Source organism: Bacillus sp. JZ39, assembly GCF_053903145.1.
The window spans coordinates 3,111,893-3,132,150 of the sequence record NZ_CP096389.1 but is presented as its reverse complement, the minus strand read 5'-3'; the positions used below and the strand labels follow the sequence as shown (position 1 = coordinate 3,132,150).

Below are 20,258 nucleotides of genomic sequence, written 5' to 3'. Positions count from 1 at the left end.
CGTTTTTTATGCCTGTTATGTGTAGGGGCTGTTGATGGTAAAAGTGACACGGTTTGTGTGCATCAAAAACAATGAGCAATAGATTGGCTGGTCGTTTGATGTAAAAGCCGTTTTATCAATTTCAAACAGCGCATCCCCGATATCACAATCCAGGTATTTGCTTTCCTCCTGTTGGGCATATACAACGTTTAATAGCTTCGTATTGTGCGTGGGTACAACTTTGTATTGCTGTTTCAAAATATCATGCATGGAGACGCCGTCAGCAATAAAGGTATCAATGCCGGGAAACAAATCAAGCGGATAATGCGTCACTTCAAAGGTGAGAGGCTGATCATCATTATATAAAATCCGTTTTAATTCAACGACAGGGCTCTCGGGATGGATTTGAAGCTTTTCAGCGATGGGTTTTGACGCTGGAATGATGTCATGGGACAGCACATGATGCTTCGGTTTTTTGCCGGTTGATTCCATAAATTCCGAGTAGCCGTTTACAGCGATCAGCTCTCGTTTTAATTTAGGGCTTTTAACGAACGTTCCCTTTCCCTGCTGCCTGATCAGATAGCCTTCTTCGACTAAATCGAGAATGGCTTTCCTGACGGTGATGCGGCTGACGTTATACTTGGTGCAAAGCTCGTTTTCGGTAGGTAGCTTGGCGGTTGGGGAATACACGCCCTTTTTGATGTCATCAGTGATGATTTGTTTTAGCTGAATGTATAAAGGTGTAGAACTTCCGTTGTTTAACAAAGGGTAGCCTCCTTTTAACCTATTATTTATATTATAATGTATTATGACGTTATAAAACAAATTTACATTTTTTATTTTAGAAATATAGCAAAAATGGGAATCGATTACTCTAAAAATAACAGAAAGACCAAGTTGTTTCCAGTGACGAAATAACGGGTCAAAAGATAGGGGGACTTTTCTGATGGCTTCATTAACATTTGAACACGTCAAAAAATCATATCACTCACAATTAACCGTGAAGGACTTTGATTTAGATGTAAAGGATAAGGAGCTTTTGGTGCTGGTGGGGCCGTCAGGATGCGGAAAATCGACAACGCTGCGGATGGTGGCTGGATTAGAAAGCATTTCTGATGGAAATCTTCTTATTGATGGGGAGCGGGTCAATGATCTTCCGCCGAAAGAACGTAATATTGCGATGGTATTCCAGAACTATGCGCTTTATCCGCATATGACGGTTTTTGATAATATGGCGTTTGGATTAAAGCTCAGAAAGATGGCGAAACAGGAAATTGCCGAGCGGGTTCATGCGGCAGCTAGAATTTTAGAAATTGAACATTTGCTGAAGAGAAAACCGAAGGCGCTCTCCGGCGGGCAGCGGCAAAGGGTGGCGCTTGGCAGGTCGATTGTGAGGGAGCCGAAGGTCTTTTTAATGGACGAGCCGCTTTCTAATCTGGATGCAAAACTAAGAGTGACGATGCGGACAGAAATCAGCAAGCTGCACCAGCGATTAGAGGCAACGATCATTTATGTCACGCATGACCAGACCGAAGCAATGACAATGGGAGATCGGATTGTCGTCATGAATGAAGGGGAAATTCAGCAAGTGGCGAAACCTCATGACATTTATCATTACCCGGCCAATTTGTTTGTCGCAGGCTTCATTGGCTCTCCTGGGATGAACTTTTTGAAAGGCATCATAGAACAGCAGCATGGCGAGCTGTTTTTCACAAATTCTTCGATCCGGCTTCATATTCCTGAAGAAAAAGCAAAGCGGCTGAAGGAAAAGGGATATGCCGGAGAACAGATGATTGCCGGTGTACGGCCGGAGCACATCACACAAATGACAGGAAATGACCAGTTGTTTGATTCAGTGTTTCAAGCGAACGTGGAAGTGAATGAAAATCTGGGCTCGGAGCTCATAGTGCATGTCATGGCTGGGGACGAGCGGCTCAAGGTCCGTCTGGACGGAAACACGCGAATCGATGCAGGCGATTTAATCCAGCTCTCAGTGAAAATGGACCACGTCGTCTTTTTCGATGTGGAAACGGAAGAGGCTGTGTATTAGAAAAAGGTGCTCCTAAAAAGGAGCACCTTTTTCTTACGGCCAAATCTCATCCGCCCATTCAGGGTGGTCGATAAATGGATTGCGGTTGTGCTGATATTTTTCATAAATGATTTCATTTCTTTTCCGCTCGCGGTCGTCAACCGGATCCTGCTTATTCCATTCGAGCAGGACAGATTGTTTGCCATGATAAGGAGCTGAGCCGTTGCCTGTCTTATCATTAAGCTCAAGATCAGGATAGCCGTCATCACCCTCGTAACGGACAGCCATGTAAAACAGCATGCGGGCAACATCGCCTTTCACATCATCGCGGGGCTCCCATGAATCGCCGTCATAATAATTTCCGGGTGCCTTCGCATATTCAGTGCCGCCATTGTCAAAATCCATATTTCCTCTGGCGCTGTTAACTTGAACATCAGCCGGGCGCAAATGATGAATATCAGTACCAGGTCCCTTGCTCGTGCCAAAATCGCCATGGGATTTCGCCCAGACATGCTCGCGGTTCCAATCGCCGACATTGCCGCCGTTCAGGTTTTTGGACCGCGATTCATTCGTATAGAGCAGGATGACGTTATTCGGATTTCTCGGGTCTTCATCCGTTTCTTTCAGCGCGTTCCACACTTCGCTGTAGGACAGCATCGTGTGTCCGCTGATAATACGGTGCAGGGTGCTTTTTAGCGAGTCTCCTGTTTTACCTTCAGCCCCTTCATAATAGGTATCTGTGTCAGCATAGGGTGCAGCGGGGGCGGCTAATGAGAGAAGGCTTCCTGTTCCTGAAGGGGAAGACGCCAATCGGTCATTAAGGCTTAATGTGGTTTGCGCGCTTGCTGAAGCTGCCGGTGCAAGCCATCCGGAAATCAGTAATACACAGACGAGTGGCAGAAACCATGCTTTTTTTGTCATCACTTGCCCTCCTTTTATCAGATCATGTCTATTATCTAAAATTGAAATAAAGGATAGAAGTGTCATTTTGTATATTTTTCATTAAAATTGTAAATTAGTCCCTTTGGAGGAGGCGGAAAGATCTCCTGTTCCCATATCTTTAGGTCCTGTTTTTGCGAGCTGCCGGCATTTCCGTTTTCATCTGTTCCGCAAACATCGCCTCTCCGGCAAGCTTAGCTTGTTCATATGAAAGGCATTTTGACCCTCTCTTTCGCTCTTGCTGGCTCTCTTCCTTACCGTGTTTTCTTTTGAGCTTTACATCAAAATAGTTGTGACTTGTAGGGTGAATCTGGTTGCTGGATAGATACTGTGACTAAAAAATAAACGTTTTTTTGGTTAATCTGTCAATGAACTATCATGTTCCTCCTTCTATAATGAAGTCACCATAGCGGCCAGAGGGGGGAGTACATGGAAAAGCAGAAGCTTTCAGTAAAAAACAGCATCACAGATTATATTGAATGGCTCGCCCAATACGGTGCGTCTGCGGATGGCGGCGTAACGAGGCTTTTATACACAAAAGAGTGGATGGACGCACAGCTTGCTGTAAAAACGGAAATGTCTTCTTTCGGGCTTGATACAAGATTCGACGATGTCGGCAATGTGTTTGGAAGGCTTTCGGGCACCCAGTCTCCGGATGAAGTCATTGTAACCGGTTCACATATCGATACTGTCATCAATGGGGGAAAATACGACGGCGCCTATGGTGTTCTGGCGGCAATGCTTGCGATAAAGCGGCTCAAAGAGACATATGGAGCGCCGAAAAAAACACTCGAAGCGGTATCCTTATGTGAGGAGGAGGGCAGCCGTTTTCCAATGACCTATTGGGGATCAGGGAATATGACGGGGGTTTTTTCATTACAGGATGGAGCAGAGCCAAGAGACGAATCAGGAGTCTCGCTGCAACATGCGATGCATGAGAACGGTTTTGGCAAAGGTGTGTTTCAGGCAGCATATCGGACAGATATCAGCGCTTTTGTTGAGCTCCATATTGAACAGGGACAGACATTGGAAATGTCAGGACGGGATCTCGGGATTGTGACAAGCATTGCGGGGCAGAGGCGATATCTCGTCACGCTGGAGGGGGAATGCAATCATGCGGGAACCACCTCCATGAAATGGCGCAAGGACCCGCTCGCAGCCAGCAGCCGTATCATTCATGAGCTGCTGCTGCGGTCGGAGGAGCTGCCGGAGGAGCTCCGTCTGACATGCGGAAAAATAACGGCAGAGCCCAATGTAGCCAATGTCATACCGGGCCGCGTCCAGTTTTCAATCGATATTCGCCATCAGCATCAGCATGTGCTGGAGCAGTTTCATCAAGACATGGTTCCTTTGATCAACGGCATTTGCCTACAAAAAGGAATTCGCGCCGTGATTGATGAATATATGCGGATAGAGCCTGTGCCGATGGACGAAAGGCTGAAGGCTGCGGCTTTTGAAACAGCATTAGAAAACGGCTTCAGCTGTGAGGAAATGGTGAGCGGAGCAGGGCATGACGCGCAAATGATCGGAAGGCGCTATCCTGCTTGTATGCTGTTTGTGCCAAGCCGAGGCGGCGTCAGCCACTCACCGAAGGAATATACGTCAGCCAGACAGCTTGAGATCGGCGTCCGCGCACTGACTGATTTATTATACAAACTGGCTTACTGATAAAGGAGGAATGGCTGTGTCAGGCAGAAGAGAATTATGCACCCCGTTAAGAACGATTATGACGCCAGGGCCTGTTGAGGTTGATCCGCGTGTATTAAGAGTAATGAGCACCCCGGTTGTCGGCCAATTTGATCCGGCGTTTACAGGTATTATGAATGAAACGATGGAGATGCTTCGGGAGCTGTTCCAAACAAAAAACCGCTGGGCATACCCGATTGACGGCACTTCAAGGGCGGGAATTGAAGCAGTGCTGGCTAGTGTGATAGAGCCGGAAGATGATGTGCTCATTCCCATTTACGGCCGTTTCGGTTATTTGCTGACTGAAATCGCAGAGCGATATGGGGCAAATGTTCATATGCTTGAGTGCGAATGGGGAACGGTTTTTGACCCGGAGGACATCATACGGGAGATAAAAAAAGTGAAGCCGAAAATTGTGGCAATGGTGCATGGAGAAACATCGACAGGACGGATTCACCCGCTGAAAGCCATCGGCGAAGCCTGCCGCACCGAGGATGCATTGTTTATCGTCGATGCAGTCGCAACGATTGGGGGCTGCGAGGTTAAAGTCGATGAATGGAAGATTGACGCTGCCATCGGCGGAACGCAAAAATGTTTGTCTGTGCCTTCAGGAATGGCGCCGATTACATATAATGAGCGGGTGGCGGACGTGATTGCAGCTCGCAAAAAGGTGGAACGCGGGATTGCGACACAAGCTGACAGGGCAGCACTTTCGGGAAATCGGCCAATTACAAGCAACTACTTTGATTTGAGCCAGCTTGAGGATTATTGGAGCGAAAGACGGCTCAATCATCATACAGAAGCGACGACGATGCTGTACGCCTTACGTGAGGGAGTCAGACTGGTGCTTGAAGAAGGTCTTGAGACGCGTTTCGAGCGGCATCGGCACCATGAAGCCGCATTAGCAGCAGGGATAAAGGCAATGGGGCTACGATTGTTTGGAGATGACAGCTGCAAAATGCCTGTTGTTACCTGTGTCGAAATTCCCGGCGGCATTGACGGCGAGTCTGTCCGTGGCATGCTGCTGGCACAATTCGGTATTGAAATCGCCAGCTCATTCGGCCCGCTCGCAGGGAAGATCTGGAGAATCGGCACGATGGGGTACAGCTGCAGAAAAGAAAACGTGCTATTCGTGCTTGCCGGGTTAGAGGCTATGCTTCTCAGACATAACGCAGGAATCGAAGCAGGAAAAGCGCTCCAAGCAGCGCTGAATGTGTATGAAAACGCTGGCCGCCAGGCAGCGGTGTAAAGAAAAGCTTGCGGAACTCCGCAAGCTTTTTAGATATGATTTCGTGTTTTCTCCAATCTAATTTTCTTCGTTTGACTCTTTTTACAAATCCTCTTTCTATGTGTTTCATTTTCTGACAAATCATGAGTCATTTTTTCTTCCATCGTCTATTCTTTATACAAGTTACCTATAAAATCACGCTGAACTAGTTGTTTCTCACGGCAATTTTCGAGAGGAGGATGCGGCATTGGGGAATTTTCACACGATGTTAGATGCGCTCCTGGAAGACCAGGAGGAGGCTGTACTGGCGACACTTGTTCAAGTGGAAGGCTCCGCGTATCGAAAAGCAGGCGCCTCTATGCTCTTTAAGAAAAATGGCAGACGGATTGGCTTGCTGAGCGGCGGGTGTGTGGAAGAAGATGTATTCCAAAGAATCAGTGCGCTGGGCGATCAGCTCACACCAACGCTGATTCCCTACGACATGCGGTCGGAGGACGATCTTTCTTGGGGCATGGGAGCCGGGTGCAATGGCATTATTCATGTTCATGCAGAGCGAATCACTCAGGAAAAAAGGCGGCACTATGAGAAAGTGAGGGACTGCCTTCAATCAGGCAAAGCTGTCACTTCCGTTACAAAGATTGGATCCTCCCATTATTTATTTCTGACGGAGAACGGGCATTTTGGCAACTGGCCGGACGCGCCTCTGCAAGATATTCAACGTACTCTTTCAACGCTTCATTTACCGCATTTCGATCCACCCACTAACATGTTTATTCAGCGAATTGAACCGAAGCCGCGCCTCATTCTGTTTGGGGCGGGTCCGGATACTGTACCGCTGGCCAATTTGGCGGCTGACACAGGGTTTTCTGTTATCGTGACGGATTGGCGGCCCGCTTATTGTACATCCTCTCTTTTTCCAAAAGCGGATCAGCTGATTACCGCTTTTCCGGAACAAATGCTTAGCAAATTTCAATTTTTTCCGCATGATGCAGCTGTTGTGGCAACCCATCATTATCAGCACGATCAAACGATCATCAACTTCTTATTTTCTCAAAACCTCCATTATATTGGACTGTTGGGTTCGGCAAACCGCACGAAACGGCTGCTGAACGGAAAACATCCTCCGTCTCACTTTTACAGTCCGGTCGGGCTGAAAATCGGTGCGGAAGGTCCAGAGGAAATTGCGGTAAGTGTAGTTGCAGAAATCATTCAAACAAGAAAACGGATAGCGGTTGTATGAGAAGCCCCTATCTGATCGGCGTGTTTCTCGCTGCCGGCAAAAGCAGAAGAATGGGCCAAAACAAGCTGGCTTTGCCGCTAAAAGGAGAAAACATAGGCTCACTTTCTTTGAAAACTGCTCTGTCGTCCCGCCTTGATCACGTGCTGGTCGTCGAGCGGACAGAACATGCCTCCCTTGAGTGGATAGGAGCGCCGTATCACGCTCCGCCTTTTCAAAAACGCTGGAGCCTGCACGTTTGCCAAGACGCAGAAAAGGGTCAGGGGCATTCAGTCGGCAGCGGGGTGAGAAAAGCAGAAAGCATGGGGGCGGACGGCGTTGTCATTTTGTTAGCCGACCAGCCTCAGCTTTCCGTCGATCATCTCAATGCCCTTGTGGCACTGGCCCCTGAGTCATTTGCCGTGTCATCGTTTTTAGGGGCGTTCACCCCGCCAATCTACTTCTCGTCGACATGTTTTCCTTATGTAAAGGGGTTAAAGGGAGATGAAGGGGCTCGCAGGCTCCTGAAAAGCGGACAGCTTGGAGCAGGAGCGGTTTTGGAGGCAAAGGATAGCGGCGAGTTGGACGATATTGATACACCCGAGGAATATGACATGGTAAGGAGGGCGATGGCTTGAACGGCCAAGTGACAAAAGCAAGGATGAATATTCAATTATGGAGGCCGACAGCGCTTGATGAGGCCTATTCGCTTTTAGAGAAGCTTGCTCCGGATGTGTGTGCCGCATCGGGAAGCACGCTGCTTCAGCTTCAGTGGGACAAAGGAACTCTGCCGAAACAGCACCTTGTCAGCCTTGAAGGGATTGACGAGATGCGAGGGATCAGCGCCAGTGACACCCACGTGTCGATCGGGGCGCTCATATCACTGAATGAATGCAGAAAGAACCCTTTGATCAAGAGAGCGCTTGGCTGTTTCAGTGACGCTGCTTCCGCTGTCGCTGCACCGGGGATCCGCAGCCGTGCCACAATTGGCGGCAACATAGCGAGTAAAATCGGTGATTTCATTCCGCTTCTGCTTGTGCTTGGTGCTGAGCTTATCGTATATCAAAAGGAGCTAATCAGGCTGCCGCTTGGCGCTTGGCTCAGTGAGGAAGACTTTAGAACGGCTATCGTCACGCGTGTCATCATCCCGCGGGCGGAGGGAGAGCGTGTATTTTATCACAAGCTTGGGAGGCGCCAGGCTTTTACAGGAGCGGCTGCTGTTGCAGCTGGACGTTTTTTGAAAGACGGCGGCATTCGCCTCGCCGCTGGCCATGCCGATATCACCCCTAGGAGATTATTGGACAGCGAAGCGAAATGGATGGCACCAGGGTGGGACTCGCATGAGCTGTACAAAACACTTATCCATGAGCTGCCGTTTTCCTCAGATGCTTTTATGTCAGCGGCATACAGAAAAAAAGCCGCTGCCAACGTCATCATGGCAGAGCTGATGGCTGAGGGAGGGGAATAAATGATCATCAACAAACCGTCAAGAGTCAGGCCGGATGGAAGGGATAAGGTCACAGGGGAATTGAAATATATGACCGATCTCAGCTTTCTGGGAATGCTGTATGGCAAGGTGCTGAGAAGTGCTTATCCTCATGCAGAGATTGTGTCGGTTTGCACCATAAAAGCTGAGAAAATGGAAGGCGTGCAAGCCATCGTCACGCATAAAGACGTTCCTGGCTTAAACCGATTTGGCATTGTCATCCCTGATCAGCCGGTTTTATGTGAGGACAGGGTGCGGTATGTCGGGGATGCGATCGCCGCAGTTGCTGCGGAAACGGAGGAAATCGCGGAAGCGGCGCTGGAGCTGATTCGAGTTGAGTATAAAGAGCTGGAAGTCATAGATTCACCAGAAAAAGCGCTTCGGCCGAATGCGCAAAGACTGCATGAGGACGGGAATATCCTGCACCGCACATTTTTTTCAAACGGCGATGTGGAAGAAGGGTTTCAAGCATCTGATACAGTCCTTGAAGAAACCTATGAGCTGCCGCGGCAGATGCATACGTATATGGAAACGGAGGGAGGCGTAGCCGTTCCGGAAGACGACGGGGGTTTTACGATGTATGCAGGAACTCAGCACGGCTATAAAGACCGTTTCCAGCTTGCCCGTATTTTTGATATTCCTGAAGAGAAGATCAGAATTGTGTCAAGTCCGATGGGCGGCTCGTTCGGAGGGAAGGATGAGCTGAATATTCAGCCGTATGCTGCGCTTTTGGCCCTGAAAAGCGGACGCCCTGTCAAAATCCATCAGACACGAAAGGAATCTGTACGTTCTGGCATTAAGCGCCATCCGATGAAGATTACGATAAAAACGGGTGCAGATCATTCGGGAAATCTATTGGCGCACGACGTGAAAATTGTGGCGGACACAGGCGCTTACGCCACGCTTGGGCCTGCCGTTCTAGATTTTTCTGTCGAGCATGCCGCGGGGCCGTACCGTATTCCGAATATCCGGACTGAAGGAATATCAGTATTTACGAACAACGGGGTGGCGGGTGAATTTCGAGGCTTTGGCGGCAACCAAATCACATTTGCACTCGAAACCCATCTCGATCGTCTCAGCGGCATGCTCGGCATCGACCCGCTGGAGCTGAGAAGAAAAAATATCAGAAAACCGCATGACTTGGGGCCGCTGGAGCATCGGATTGCATCGACTGACGGAGCGGCACAGGTGTTGAATGCCATATCTAAATCTCCCATTCTTAAAAAAACAAGCCGGAACTGCGGGTATCTGCAAAGAGGCACGGGAGCGGCAATTACAATGCACGGCGGCGGGCTGGGGTTTGGCCGAATGGATGCGGCAGGAGGCCGTTTGTCTCTTTCGAGTGAAGGCAAAATCACAGCATCATTTGGATTTGAAGAATGCGGACAGGGGATTCTAGCAGCGATTGAACAGATTGTCATGGAGGAGCTGGGTTGTGCCGCAGAGGATATTTCCATTGTTATTGGGGATACCGCAAAAGTGCCGAAGTCAGGCTCCTCCACAGCATCCCGCGGCACAAGCATGGTGTGGCACGCGATCCAGCGTTTGAAGAAGCCGTTTCTATCTCAGTTGAAAAAACGGGCGGCAGAATGGAGCGGCTGTTCAGCGGAAAACCTTATTCCCGGCGCTGCAGGCTTGCGTGACAAAAACACAAAGGCGCTCGTGGTGACGTATAAGGAGCTGGCTGAAAAAGGCCCTTTGGCAGAGGAAACGGCCTTTGACTTTCCAACAACGCCTGATCCTGTGGTGGGCGGCCATTTCCTCTACTCATTTGGAGCGGCTGCCGTTGAGGTGGAGGTAGATCTGTTAACAGGCGATGTCAAATTGATAGATTGTGAGCACGCTATTGCGGCAGGTCCGGTTGTCAGTCCGCAGGGATATCGAGGTCAAATTGAAGGCGGCGCTGCCATGGCACTCGGCTATACGCTGATGGAGGAAGCGAAAATGACGGACGGCCGTTATGCCGCAGAAAATCTAGATCACTATTTGATCCCTGGAGTCAAAGACGTTCCTGACATGAAGGTGATCGCAATAGAAGAACTAATGAAGGGTGATGCATATGGACCACGCGGTGTTGGCGAAATTGGAACAATCGCCATCACTCCGGCGATTGTAAAGGCAGTACATGATGCGGTCGGATGCTGGATAAACAAGCTGCCAATTTCAAGAGAAGAGCTGCTTGAAGCGATAGACAGAAAGGGGCTGAAGCAATGGACGTAAAAGAGGCCGGGCCATTTCCTGTAAAAAAGGAACAGTTCCGGATGACCGTGAATGGGCAGGAGTGGGAGGTTGCTGCCATTCCTACGACACATCTGAGTGACTTGCTTAGAAAGGAATTTCAGCTGACCGGGACAAAGGTGTCCTGCGGAATCGGCCGCTGCGGAGCCTGCTCTATTTTAATCGACGGAAAACTGGCCAATGCGTGTATGACCATGGCTTATCAAGTGGACGGCCACTCCATTACAACAATCGAGGGCGTACAACAAGAGGAACTGGATATCTGCCAAACCGCTTTTCTGGAAGAAGGAGGCTTCCAATGCGGCTACTGTACCCCAGGAATGATAATTGCGCTTAAAGCACTGTTTCGGGAAACCCCTCAACCTTCTGACAAAGATATAGAAGAAGGGCTGGCGGGGAACTTGTGCCGGTGTACCGGGTATGGCGGGATTATGCGGTCAGCTTGCAGGATTAGAAGAGAGTTGAACGGGGGTAGTCTGGAGTCCGGCTTTTAAGAGCCGGACTTTTTTAGCCTCAGTCAGACAGCGCGATCAAGACGCAGAAGCGTTGTGGGAAAACACACGATAAATCTCGTAGAACTTGACAGCTTCTGGATTAGAAAATGATTAGTGAAACACATAGCAAAGACGCCATAAAAACTTCTTATGGCGTCTGTCGGACAGGGAGGTGTTGGATACGGCGGAGGCAAGGAAAGTTAAACTTAATAATTAAAGATAGCTGCTCCAACAATGATCAACAAAATGAATAGCACCACGATCAAAGCGAAGGAGCTCCCGAAACCGTTTGAGTAACCAGAGTTTCCACTGTATCCACCAGAATTGTAGAATCCCATAATGTCACCTCCTTTAGTGGAGATAGTATAAGATATGCCAAACGATCATTTTCGACATAGATTTAAGTCTAAAAAAGAAAAAATGAATATTTTGTCTAAAGGTGTAAGAGAGAACGCATTATCAAAACTATTAAAACCGCAGCAATTGTTTTCAGAGTAATTTTTCGAGAAAAAACGCGGTCTGTTTATAGGATTGGAAAAGGGAGCTCGGCTTCTAAGAGCTGACTTATTAGTTTGAAACCCCGATTTATAAATGAAAGGACTACAGGATATTTTTCTCGTAGGCAATTATCCTGAAAAATATTGGTGAATGTTTATTCTAGCTGTTGTTTCACTAAGTGTGGGATCACTGCAAGTACTGTCCTAGGATTAAAAGTTTATTGAAGTGCAAATAGAAGCCCGCCTTACCGGCGGGCTTTCTTCTTAACTCCCCCTATACACCTGATAACCAAACGGCGACAGCAAGAGCGGGATATGATAATGTGCATCTGGATCTGCAAGCTGAAAACGGACGGTGACGATGGTTAAAAACGGCTGGTCGATCGTATTCACGTTTTTATTCGCAAAATAGTCTCCTGCATGAAATTCCATCACATACTCTCCGGACACCAGCTCTTCACCAGCCAGCAGAGGGACATTGGCTCTGCCGTCATTGTTAGTGTAAACCTCTTTCATAATACTTTCGCCCAGCCGCTTCAATTCAATTTTTACGTTCGCCGCTGGTTTGCCGCTGGTTAAATCTAAAATATGGGTTGTCAGTTTTCCCATCAGGCTTTCAGGCTCCGACATTTTTCAGCGGCTTTCTGTTTTTCTTTCTCGGCGTCTTCTCTTGTCACGGTAAAATGTTGGAAACCGTATGGCGGGCGCGGTTCGGTGTAGACTTTTCCTTTTGAGCCCGGGATTTCTTCGACAACCGTATCCCACGTGTGATTTTGAGATTGGAAGCTGACATCAGTGAGCTGCGGGAACCTCGCTAATATTCTGCAGCCGATATGATAGATTAAGTTTTGGATTGAAAGGGTTTCGAGCTCGTGAAAAACGGTGCTCGCTAAGTCGCGGACTTGTTCAGCCGCAACGTAGCGGGATGGATCAAAAGCGTATGCGTCATTGGTATTTTCATATTGCCAGCTGATGTTTAAATAGACAAACAGCGGGCGGTTGCCGTCTTCCGGGAGAGTCGTATATTCGTCCCGGATGAAGCCGACGAAGGAGTTGCCGCTCACCTTGACGAGCTGAAGATCCATGATTTCGCTGTATTGCTCTGTAATCGTTATGGTATTCCCGCTTCGTTCTGCTTTCAGCACAGAGCGGCTTCGTTCATTACGCGATCTTCTGAAGACGAGGCGGCTTGTGCTAAGCTCTTTCTCCTCGTATGCAGGCATTGCTTCAAACGGAATGTCTTCGCCAGTCAGAGTGATCTTGTCCATATGAGAATAGGTATCTAAAAATCGGTGAGCTACATAGTGTAGGAACCCCTCGGTTGTCGTTCCTTCATAGGATGCGAGATGGCGCTGGATAAAGTTTTTCATTGAATCCGTTGCCACGACGAGAGTATTGTCTCCGTCTGTAAATGATGGCAGGAAGGCTTCTCCGCCAATTTCGCATGTCACATCAACGCCGACAACGGTATTGCTTCTCCCGGCAAAAGATGATTCTGGGATTTGCTTCACTCCAGTGAGCGGTTTTAAAAACGTTCGGTATGCAAATACATTTCCTTTGCCATAAGACATAGTTCTTTTCATTTGCGTCTCTCCTTTTTCAGTGATGATGTCAGCCAGACGAAAGCGGGCGATTCGGTAAATTTCTATAAGGGCCTGCTGGAACTCCGTTTCTCGTTCGCTCTCAAGCCTTGCCAGCAGGGCTTGGTGAATGTCCTGTTTCGTCTTTCCCTTCACCGCTAAAATAAAAGGAAAGCCGAAGCGATCATAATAGTGTTCATTCAGCATGAGAAACTCCTCGTATTCCTGCTGTTCTAATTTGCTGAGCCCCGCGTTCTGCTGCTCTCGTACCGAGTCATCGCTCATTGTTTTCTTTGTTCCGAGCCGGGGATGCTTTTTGATTAAATCAAGCTGTGTCTCGCGATCCGCGGCTTTTACTATGCCAGTCATTTTGCGGTGAAGATCAGAAAGGGACGAAAACGGCCGTAGTGCTGCGGATCTCTCCGCAATCCATGAAGAGTGTTCAAAAATAGAGCCAAGTGTGTCTGTCAGTGTTTGTGTGTCCATTTGGTTCAGGTCATCCATTGTGAACATTGGCATCTTCCTTTACGTTTTTATGTCTGCGCCATTCGACTGTTTGGTTTGAAAAAAAGCGTGCAGTGCAATGGCCGTCAAACTGCCGATCACAATTCCGCTTCCTGCCAAGACAGAGGCCGCGCCCGGAAGAGATGAAAACAACGCGGGAACTGTTGTAGCGCCAAGCCCTAAGCTGACGGAAGAGGCGATAATCAGCAGGTTGCCTTGCGAATCAAGGTCAACGCTGGATAGCATTTTGATCCCGTAAGAAATGACCATACCGAACATGACGATCATTGCGCCGCCGAGAACTGGGGTGGGGATCACTGTTGTCAGGGCCGCTGCTTTTGGAACCAGGCCGATCGCGACCAGTATGATTCCTGTGATGGCGATGACGTTGACACTTTTCATCTTTGAAAGCTGAACGATGCCGACATTCTGCGAGAAAGCTGTATAAGGAAACGCGTTAAATAAGCCGCCCAGCAAAATCGCAAGGCCTTCTGCCCGGTAGCCCTTTTCCAGATCCTTCTCCGACAGTCTGCGGTTTGTGATATCCGCAAGCGCAAAATAAACACCTGTCGATTCAACGAGGCTGACAATCGCAACGAGAAGCATCGTGACAACAGCCGGCAGCTCAAAGGTTGGCGGTCCGAAATAAAACAGAGACGGAACATGAAGCCAAGACGCTTCCAAGACCTCAGAAAAATCGACCTTTCCCATCAAATATGCAGCCGCTGTTCCTGCGATAAGACCGAGTAAAATCGCTATGGAGCGGATAAAGCCTTTAAAGAAATAAAATAGCAATAAGATAAAAGCTGTGACGCCAAACCCGAGGAGCACGTTGTCGAGTGAGCCGAATTCTTTGCTTCCTTCACCTCCGGCCAGGTTATTCATTGCCGTTGGAATCAGGCTGATGCCGATGATCATGACGACTGATCCGGTTACGACAGGCGGAAAAAAACGGACAAGCTTCCCGAAGAAGCCCGCGGCTAAGACGACAATCAGTCCTGCGGCGATAATGGCACCATATATCGCTGGGACACCGTAAGTGCTGCCGATGGAAATCATCGGGCCGACTGCGGTAAACGTACATCCGAGCACAACGGGAAGGCCGATGCCGAAATATCGGTTTCTCCAGAGCTGCAAAAGAGTTGCCGCCCCGCACATAAACAAATCAATCGCGATTAAATACGTCAGCTGCCCCGCATTCAGCCCGATCGCCGCTCCGACGATCAGCGGAACGAGAATGGCTCCCGCATACATGGCAAGCATGTGCTGAAGCCCCAGCATCATCAGCTGTAAGGCATTGTGCTGTTCCTTCATCTTTTTTACACCTCTTTTTCTAATGCGAGTGTATGTTCTAATACCGGAAGTTCTGTTTGCTGTGCTGTTAATTCTTTTTTGTCGCGCAAGCTGAAAAATAGATTCAAAAAGATGGCGGTCAGGCTGCCAGTGATGGTGCCGTCACTGACCAGAATCCGGATCGGAGCGGGGAATTCAGCAAAAATCCCGGGGACCGTGCTGGCGCCGATGCCGAGTGCGATTGAGCATGCGATGGTCAGGAGGTGGTATTGATTTTTGAGATCCGCTGTGCTCAGCATTTTGACGCCAGAAGCAATCACCATGCCGAACATGACGAGGGTCGCGCCTCCAAGTACAGCAGCAGGAACGACAGATGCAAGGGCGGCAATCTTCGGAATCAGCCCGAGACAGACAAGGATACAGCCTGCGGTAACGACGATGTTTCTCGTTTTCACTTTGGTCAGCTGCAATAAGCCGGCGTTTTGCGCAAAGGTATTATAAGGAAAGGCATTGAACAGCCCGCCGATGAGAATGGCGATTCCTTCCGCTCGATAGCCTTTGACGAGATCTTTTTCAGTTAAAGGTTTGCCGCATATCTTTCCGATTGCGTAAAAAACGCCGGTTGATTCCACAATAATGACGATTCCGACGATCAGCATCGTTAAGATCGGACCGATTTCAAACGTGGGGGCTCCGAAGTAAAAAGGCTTCGGGATTTGGAAGAACGGTGCTTCTGTAACAGAAGAAAAGCTGACTTTGCCCATGATCGCTGCTGCCGCTGTTCCGGCGGCGATGCCGATCAGAACGGACAGTGTTCGGGCAAATCCTTTGAGAAAGCGGTTGAGGACTAAGATCAGAACAAGGACACCGACAGAGAGAAGAAGGTTTTCGAGCGAACCGTATTCGGGGTTGGCGCTGCCGTTTATTTTTTCGCCGCCAGCCATATTTTTCACACCTGTCGGAACAAGTGAAAGGCCGATCAAGGTCACAACGGTACCTGTTACGACAGGAGGAAATAACACAGTCAGCTTGCCGAAAAAACGCGCAAACAAAAAGATGAACACACCGGCCGCGATGATGGAACCGTAAATCGCGTGAATGCCGTAATTGCTGCCGATTGCAATCATCGGGGTGACGGCCACAAATGAACTGCCAAGCATGACGGGAAGCCCGATGCCGATGTATGCTCCGCGCAAGGTTTGCAAAAGCGTCGCGACGCCGCACGTTAACAGGTCAATCGCCAATAGGTAGGACAGCTGTTCAGTTGTTACATTCAGCGCCCTGCCGACAAGCAGGGGCACCAAAATCGCACCTGCATACATGGCGAGCACATGCTGCAGGCCAAGCGTAAACACCTTAAACGATCTTTTTTTCACTATAGTCCCTCCCTGTATGTGAACTTTAGTAACATGATATCGTGCCGGCCGAGGGGTGTCATTGGATACAGTAGCTGAAAAAGACAGGTGTGATTGCTGAAAGTGACGAAAAATGATTCATTTTGTAGGAAAATGTGACAAACGTTAGCTGATCAGCCGTTGCATACGTAAGGCAAGCCGCAAACGCATCGTTGTTTCAGGATCTTTTAAGCTTTTACCCAGAAGCTCTTCGCATTTTTCAAGGCGGTATATGACCGTATTGCGATGAACGTACAGACGCTTTGCCGTCTCTGAAATTTGGCAGTGTGTCTCTAAATAGACGGAAAGCGTATGAAGCAGGCTTTGATCCTCCTGCTGTTTTTCAGCGAGGCTCTGAAGCGTGGAGTTGTAAAATTTCTTCAAATCCTCAACTGGGAGCAAGCGCAGAAGCTCAGGTACATCTTTGGCGTGATACACCTGGATAAATGCGGTGCTTCTTGACAAATGCCCCGATTGCAGAGCATCAGAAGCTTCTGTGAAAGCGTCGGGAACATCAATGAGCTTTTGGCAGATATTGCTGATGCCAAAGGACACGGTTCGTTTAAATTGAGCGCTGACCTGTGTTTGAAACTGTTCTAAAAAGCTGATCACCGAGGCGTGCATTTCACTCCAGCTGTCTGTCGCCTCGATTAGAATAATGCCGACATTTCCTTTCATAAAGAAGTGAGGCGGAAACGGGAAGGCTGATAGTTCACCTTCAAGAAATTCGAATACGCTGTCGGAAGCGAGCTGATTTTCTGTAAAACTGATTGATTCATCATTCCGATCGAGTTTGCCGGCAATGCACATGTATTTTTGATCCCAGCGCAGCTTGAATTCTTTCGCCCGGTTTTTGATTTCGTCATCTGAAGAAAAGGACCGTTCAATAAAATTGTTGAAAAACTCATTGCGAGCCCGCCGGCTGAACTGCTTCAGCGCATTTTCCTTCAGCAGTTCAAAGGAAATGACGTTGGCCGCTTGTTCAATCGTGAGGATCAATCCTTTATCGCCGGCCTGGACCATGTCCGGTATCAGCAGGTATCCGCAGTTTTTTTCGTGATTATAAATAGGCAGGACAGAATATGTTTTCTGATCTGAGATTGTAGAGAAACAAGTGAAAAACGGCCCGGATACGGTATTCAGGGTGCCTTTCAGCTTTTCAGTCTCAACTGAAATCTGATGAGACGCGGACAGCATTTTGGCATGCTGGTCAAGCAGCAGCACGGGAAGCTGAAGGAGGTCTGACACCTTTTTAAGGAGGGATTGCAGCCCCTTGCCGCTCATAATGTGGTTTGTGAATTTTTTGTGCGCGTAAATGGCTTGCTGCAGCTCGTTAGAACGCATATCGAGAATGTGGCTGAGTGTGGCATTTACAATATTGCCGAGGCGGATGTGTTCTGGAAGTTCAATGATCGGAAACGCATATGAATCGGCCAGTTCGATGATTTCCTTCGGGATATCTTCCAGATAGCGCTTTGTTTTAATGCCGAGGCCCGCGCAGCCGCGTTTTGCCATTTGCCGAATCAGTTCAGATAATTGATGCGGGTGATCCTTCAGGTGATAGGCGGTGGTGACGAGCAATTCATTCTTATGCAAAAAGTCTGCGATATCCGGAGCGTCCATCATATTGACATGCTGAACCTCTCTTTCCCCTCCTGCTTTTCCAGCGATTAAATTGGCGTTTTCAAAAGCCGGTATTTTCATCACATCAAAAATATTCATAGCGCATTCTCCTTTTCTATAAAAACATTGGTTAAGGTGAATAATTTTCAATAGGAATTCTAGCGGTTTTGCTGATGTAATACGATCATAGTAGCAGTAAACTGTTGAAAATAGAACTGGTTGTGTTACATAAACTGACATGAAAAATCGTCATCCTGACATGGGGGGATCAATATGGCTTACGATATGGTGATAAAAGGTGCGAAGGCAGTTACGCCAGATGGCGTTATAGAAGCTGAGATTGCAGTTCAAAACGGTGTCATTGCCGAGATAGGTTCTGACATTGAAGCAAGCGGGACGGAAATCATCCAGGCAGACGGGAAATACGTGTTTCCTGGTGTGATAGACTGCCATGTTCATTTTAATGAACCGGGCAGGGAGGATTGGGAGGGGTTTGAAACAGGTTCTCAAATGATGGCCGCAGGCGGCTGCACCACCTATTTTGATATGCCGCTCAACTGTATTCCATCAACCGTGACGGCAGAGCATCTTCTCGCAAAAGCTGAGCTAGGCAGGCAAAAATCTGCCGTGGATTTTGCGCTATGGGGCGGCCTTGTGCCAGGCCATATCGAGGACATCCGTCCGATGGCTGAAGCGGGAGCGATCGGGTTTAAAGCGTTTTTATCAAAGTCAGGCACTGATGAGTTCCGCTCTGTTGATGAACGGACATTGCTCAAAGGCATGGCAGAAATCGCGGCTGCAGGAAAAATCCTCGCTCTCCACGCGGAAAGCGACGCGATCACAAGCTACTTGCAGATGGTTTTGGCCAATAAAGGAAAGGTGGATGCGGATGCGTACGCCGCCTCCCGCCCGGAGGAAGCAGAAGTTGAAGCGGTGTATCGCACGATTCAGTATGCGAAGGTGACAGGCTGTCCGGTTCATTTTGTCCATATCAGCACGGCGAAAGCGGTCCGGCTGATCAGAGAGGCGAAACAGGAAGGTCTTGATGTTTCGGTTGAAACATGCCCGCATTATGTCTTGTTCAGCCATGACGATTTACGGCAAAGGGGCTCTGTCGCAAAATGCGCGCCTCCGCTCCGGTCGCGGCAATCAAAAGAGACGCTGATCGAGACGCTCATTGCCGGGGACATTGACATGGTTTCCTCAGACCATTCCCCCTGCCGTCCATCCTTGAAGCGGGAGGATAACATGTTTTTATCATGGGGTGGAATCAGCGGCGGGCAGTTCACTTTATTAGGAATGCTGGAACTGGCGCTTGAGCATCAGATTCCGTTTGAAACCATCGCAGAATGGACAGCGGCGGCCCCTGCAAAACGATTCGGCCTTCAGAAAAAAGGGCGGCTTGAGGCGGGGTGTGATGCAGATTTCGTGCTCGTCAGCATGGAGCCGTACACTGTTACAAGAGAATCGATGTTTGCAAAGCATAAAAAAAGCATTTACGAAGGACATACATTTCCCTGCAGCATTTCGGCCACTTACAGCAAAGGCCGGTGCGTGTACAATGATGGGGAAAAAGTCACTGAAATTGACGGAGCTCTGGTCGTTCCTTCGTAAGCCCGGCGGATTTTACCGCCGGGTTTTTTGATTTCCTCCGTTCTAGTTTTTAAAATCTCATCAACGTGGTATCTTTTTTTAAAGGAGGCGGAGGCAATGGAGCATGTCAAATACATACTTAAGCAATCCTGGTCGCGTCATTCGAGCTCTAAATGGACGGAAGAATGCCCGTCATGCGGCCAATGCGGCGTGACGGCATTGGTGATTCAAGACCATTTCGGCGGCACGATTTTCAAAACAAAAGTCGGTGAGAGCTGGCATTTTTACAACAGCATCAATGGTGTGATGTACGATTTTACGAGTGAGCAGTTTCAGGCGCCTATTGAATATCAGCATATTCCTTCCTCAAGAGAAGAGGCGTTTTTAGATACGAATGAGGAACAATATCAGCATCTTCGTTCTGCATTTTCCCGCCATATGAACAGCATTTCCAAGGAAACCTGAAAACACGTGTGATA

The 20,258-nt window shown here is 48.6% G+C and carries 18 protein-coding genes and 1 pseudogene; 10 read left to right on the top strand and 9 right to left on the bottom strand.

The features are described from left to right. Positions 1 to 15 precede the first annotated feature (15 nt). A complete protein-coding gene (gene frlR, locus M1D65_RS16095) occupies positions 16 to 744 on the bottom strand; it encodes a transcriptional regulator FrlR (protein ID WP_014480777.1) in 729 nt (242 codons plus the stop codon). A 181-nt stretch (positions 745 to 925) separates the two neighbouring features. On the opposite strand from frlR, the gene M1D65_RS16090 reads away from it, so the two are divergent. Next, the gene (locus M1D65_RS16090) at positions 926 to 2,029 is read left to right on the top strand and encodes an ABC transporter ATP-binding protein (protein ID WP_456270629.1); all 1,104 of its coding nucleotides are present in this window, start codon (positions 926 to 928) and stop codon (positions 2,027 to 2,029) included. Positions 2,030 to 2,062: 33 nt separating this feature from the next. On the opposite strand, the gene M1D65_RS16085 is transcribed toward M1D65_RS16090, so the two are convergent. Further along, positions 2,063 to 2,929 (bottom strand): endonuclease I family protein, encoded by an 867-nt coding sequence (locus M1D65_RS16085; protein ID WP_009968119.1) that lies wholly within the window; start codon positions 2,927 to 2,929, stop codon positions 2,063 to 2,065. Positions 2,930 to 3,010: 81 nt separating this feature from the next. Then, positions 3,011 to 3,132: pseudogene (locus M1D65_RS16080) on the bottom strand (hypothetical protein); the annotation flags it as partial. 244 nt (positions 3,133 to 3,376) lie between these two features. On the opposite strand from M1D65_RS16080, the gene allC reads away from it, so the two are divergent. From allC to pucE, 7 genes are all read left to right on the top strand, one after another. Next, positions 3,377 to 4,615: an allantoate deiminase gene (gene allC / locus M1D65_RS16075; RefSeq protein ID WP_424934935.1), complete on the top strand. Its 1,239-nt coding sequence runs from the start codon at positions 3,377 to 3,379 to the stop codon at positions 4,613 to 4,615. Between the two features lie 16 nt (positions 4,616 to 4,631). After that, positions 4,632 to 5,882 carry a (S)-ureidoglycine--glyoxylate transaminase gene (gene pucG, locus M1D65_RS16070; RefSeq protein ID WP_456270628.1) on the top strand — a complete coding sequence of 417 codons (1,251 nt, stop codon included), beginning with the start codon at positions 4,632 to 4,634 and terminating at the stop codon, positions 5,880 to 5,882. A gap of 226 nt (positions 5,883 to 6,108) precedes the next feature. After that, a complete protein-coding gene (locus tag M1D65_RS16065) occupies positions 6,109 to 7,101 on the top strand; it encodes an XdhC family protein (RefSeq protein WP_456270627.1) in 993 nt (330 codons plus the stop codon). Beyond that, on the top strand, positions 7,098 to 7,715 hold the full coding sequence (pucB, locus tag M1D65_RS16060) for a xanthine dehydrogenase accessory protein PucB (protein WP_038829783.1): 618 nt from the start codon (positions 7,098 to 7,100) through the stop codon (positions 7,713 to 7,715). Before M1D65_RS16065 ends, pucB begins: the two co-directional genes overlap by 4 nt. Beyond that, positions 7,712 to 8,545, top strand: a complete 834-nt coding sequence (gene pucC, locus M1D65_RS16055; RefSeq protein ID WP_456270626.1) for a xanthine dehydrogenase subunit C — start codon at positions 7,712 to 7,714, stop codon at positions 8,543 to 8,545. The genes pucB and pucC overlap by 4 nt, the downstream gene beginning before the upstream one ends. After that, positions 8,546 to 10,783: a xanthine dehydrogenase subunit D gene (gene pucD / locus M1D65_RS16050; RefSeq protein ID WP_049139627.1), complete on the top strand. Its 2,238-nt coding sequence runs from the start codon at positions 8,546 to 8,548 to the stop codon at positions 10,781 to 10,783. After that, entirely contained in the window at positions 10,774 to 11,295 is a 522-nt protein-coding gene (pucE, locus tag M1D65_RS16045) for a xanthine dehydrogenase subunit E (protein ID WP_049139625.1), read from the top strand. Before pucD ends, pucE begins: the two co-directional genes overlap by 10 nt. Positions 11,296 to 11,501: 206 nt before the next feature. Here the strand turns inward: pucE and yuzJ are convergent, their stop codons facing one another. The 6 genes from yuzJ to pucR all read right to left on the bottom strand — a co-directional run bounded on the left by yuzJ (position 11,502) and on the right by pucR (position 18,285). Next, entirely contained in the window at positions 11,502 to 11,633 is a 132-nt protein-coding gene (gene yuzJ / locus M1D65_RS16040; protein WP_009968115.1) for a YhzE/YjcZ family sporulation protein YuzJ, read from the bottom strand. A gap of 423 nt (positions 11,634 to 12,056) precedes the next feature. Then, the gene (gene uraH, locus M1D65_RS16035) at positions 12,057 to 12,401 is read right to left on the bottom strand and encodes a hydroxyisourate hydrolase (RefSeq protein ID WP_031315332.1); all 345 of its coding nucleotides are present in this window, start codon (positions 12,399 to 12,401) and stop codon (positions 12,057 to 12,059) included. Beyond that, positions 12,401 to 13,885, bottom strand: coding sequence for a factor-independent urate hydroxylase (gene pucL, locus M1D65_RS16030; protein ID WP_277708977.1), 1,485 nt, complete (start codon positions 13,883 to 13,885; stop codon positions 12,401 to 12,403). Before pucL ends, uraH begins: the two co-directional genes overlap by 1 nt. Positions 13,886 to 13,897: 12 nt before the next feature. Next, the gene (pucK, locus tag M1D65_RS16025; protein ID WP_085185900.1) at positions 13,898 to 15,190 is read right to left on the bottom strand and encodes a uric acid permease PucK; all 1,293 of its coding nucleotides are present in this window, start codon (positions 15,188 to 15,190) and stop codon (positions 13,898 to 13,900) included. A 5-nt stretch (positions 15,191 to 15,195) separates the two neighbouring features. Further along, complete coding sequence (gene pucJ / locus M1D65_RS16020; RefSeq protein WP_124072763.1) at positions 15,196 to 16,545, bottom strand: uric acid permease PucJ; 1,350 nt, start codon at positions 16,543 to 16,545, stop codon at positions 15,196 to 15,198. A gap of 144 nt (positions 16,546 to 16,689) precedes the next feature. Then, complete coding sequence (gene pucR / locus M1D65_RS16015) at positions 16,690 to 18,285, bottom strand: purine catabolism transcriptional regulator PucR (protein ID WP_456270625.1); 1,596 nt, start codon at positions 18,283 to 18,285, stop codon at positions 16,690 to 16,692. Positions 18,286 to 18,459: 174 nt separating this feature from the next. On the opposite strand from pucR, the gene M1D65_RS16010 reads away from it, so the two are divergent. Together M1D65_RS16010 and M1D65_RS16005 are read left to right on the top strand one after the other, a co-directional pair. Continuing rightward, positions 18,460 to 19,800 carry an allantoinase gene (locus tag M1D65_RS16010; RefSeq protein WP_015483655.1) on the top strand — a complete coding sequence of 447 codons (1,341 nt, stop codon included), beginning with the start codon at positions 18,460 to 18,462 and terminating at the stop codon, positions 19,798 to 19,800. A gap of 96 nt (positions 19,801 to 19,896) precedes the next feature. Continuing rightward, a complete protein-coding gene (locus tag M1D65_RS16005; protein ID WP_014480757.1) occupies positions 19,897 to 20,244 on the top strand; it encodes a YunG family protein in 348 nt (115 codons plus the stop codon). The last annotated feature ends 14 nt before the right edge of the window (positions 20,245 to 20,258 follow it).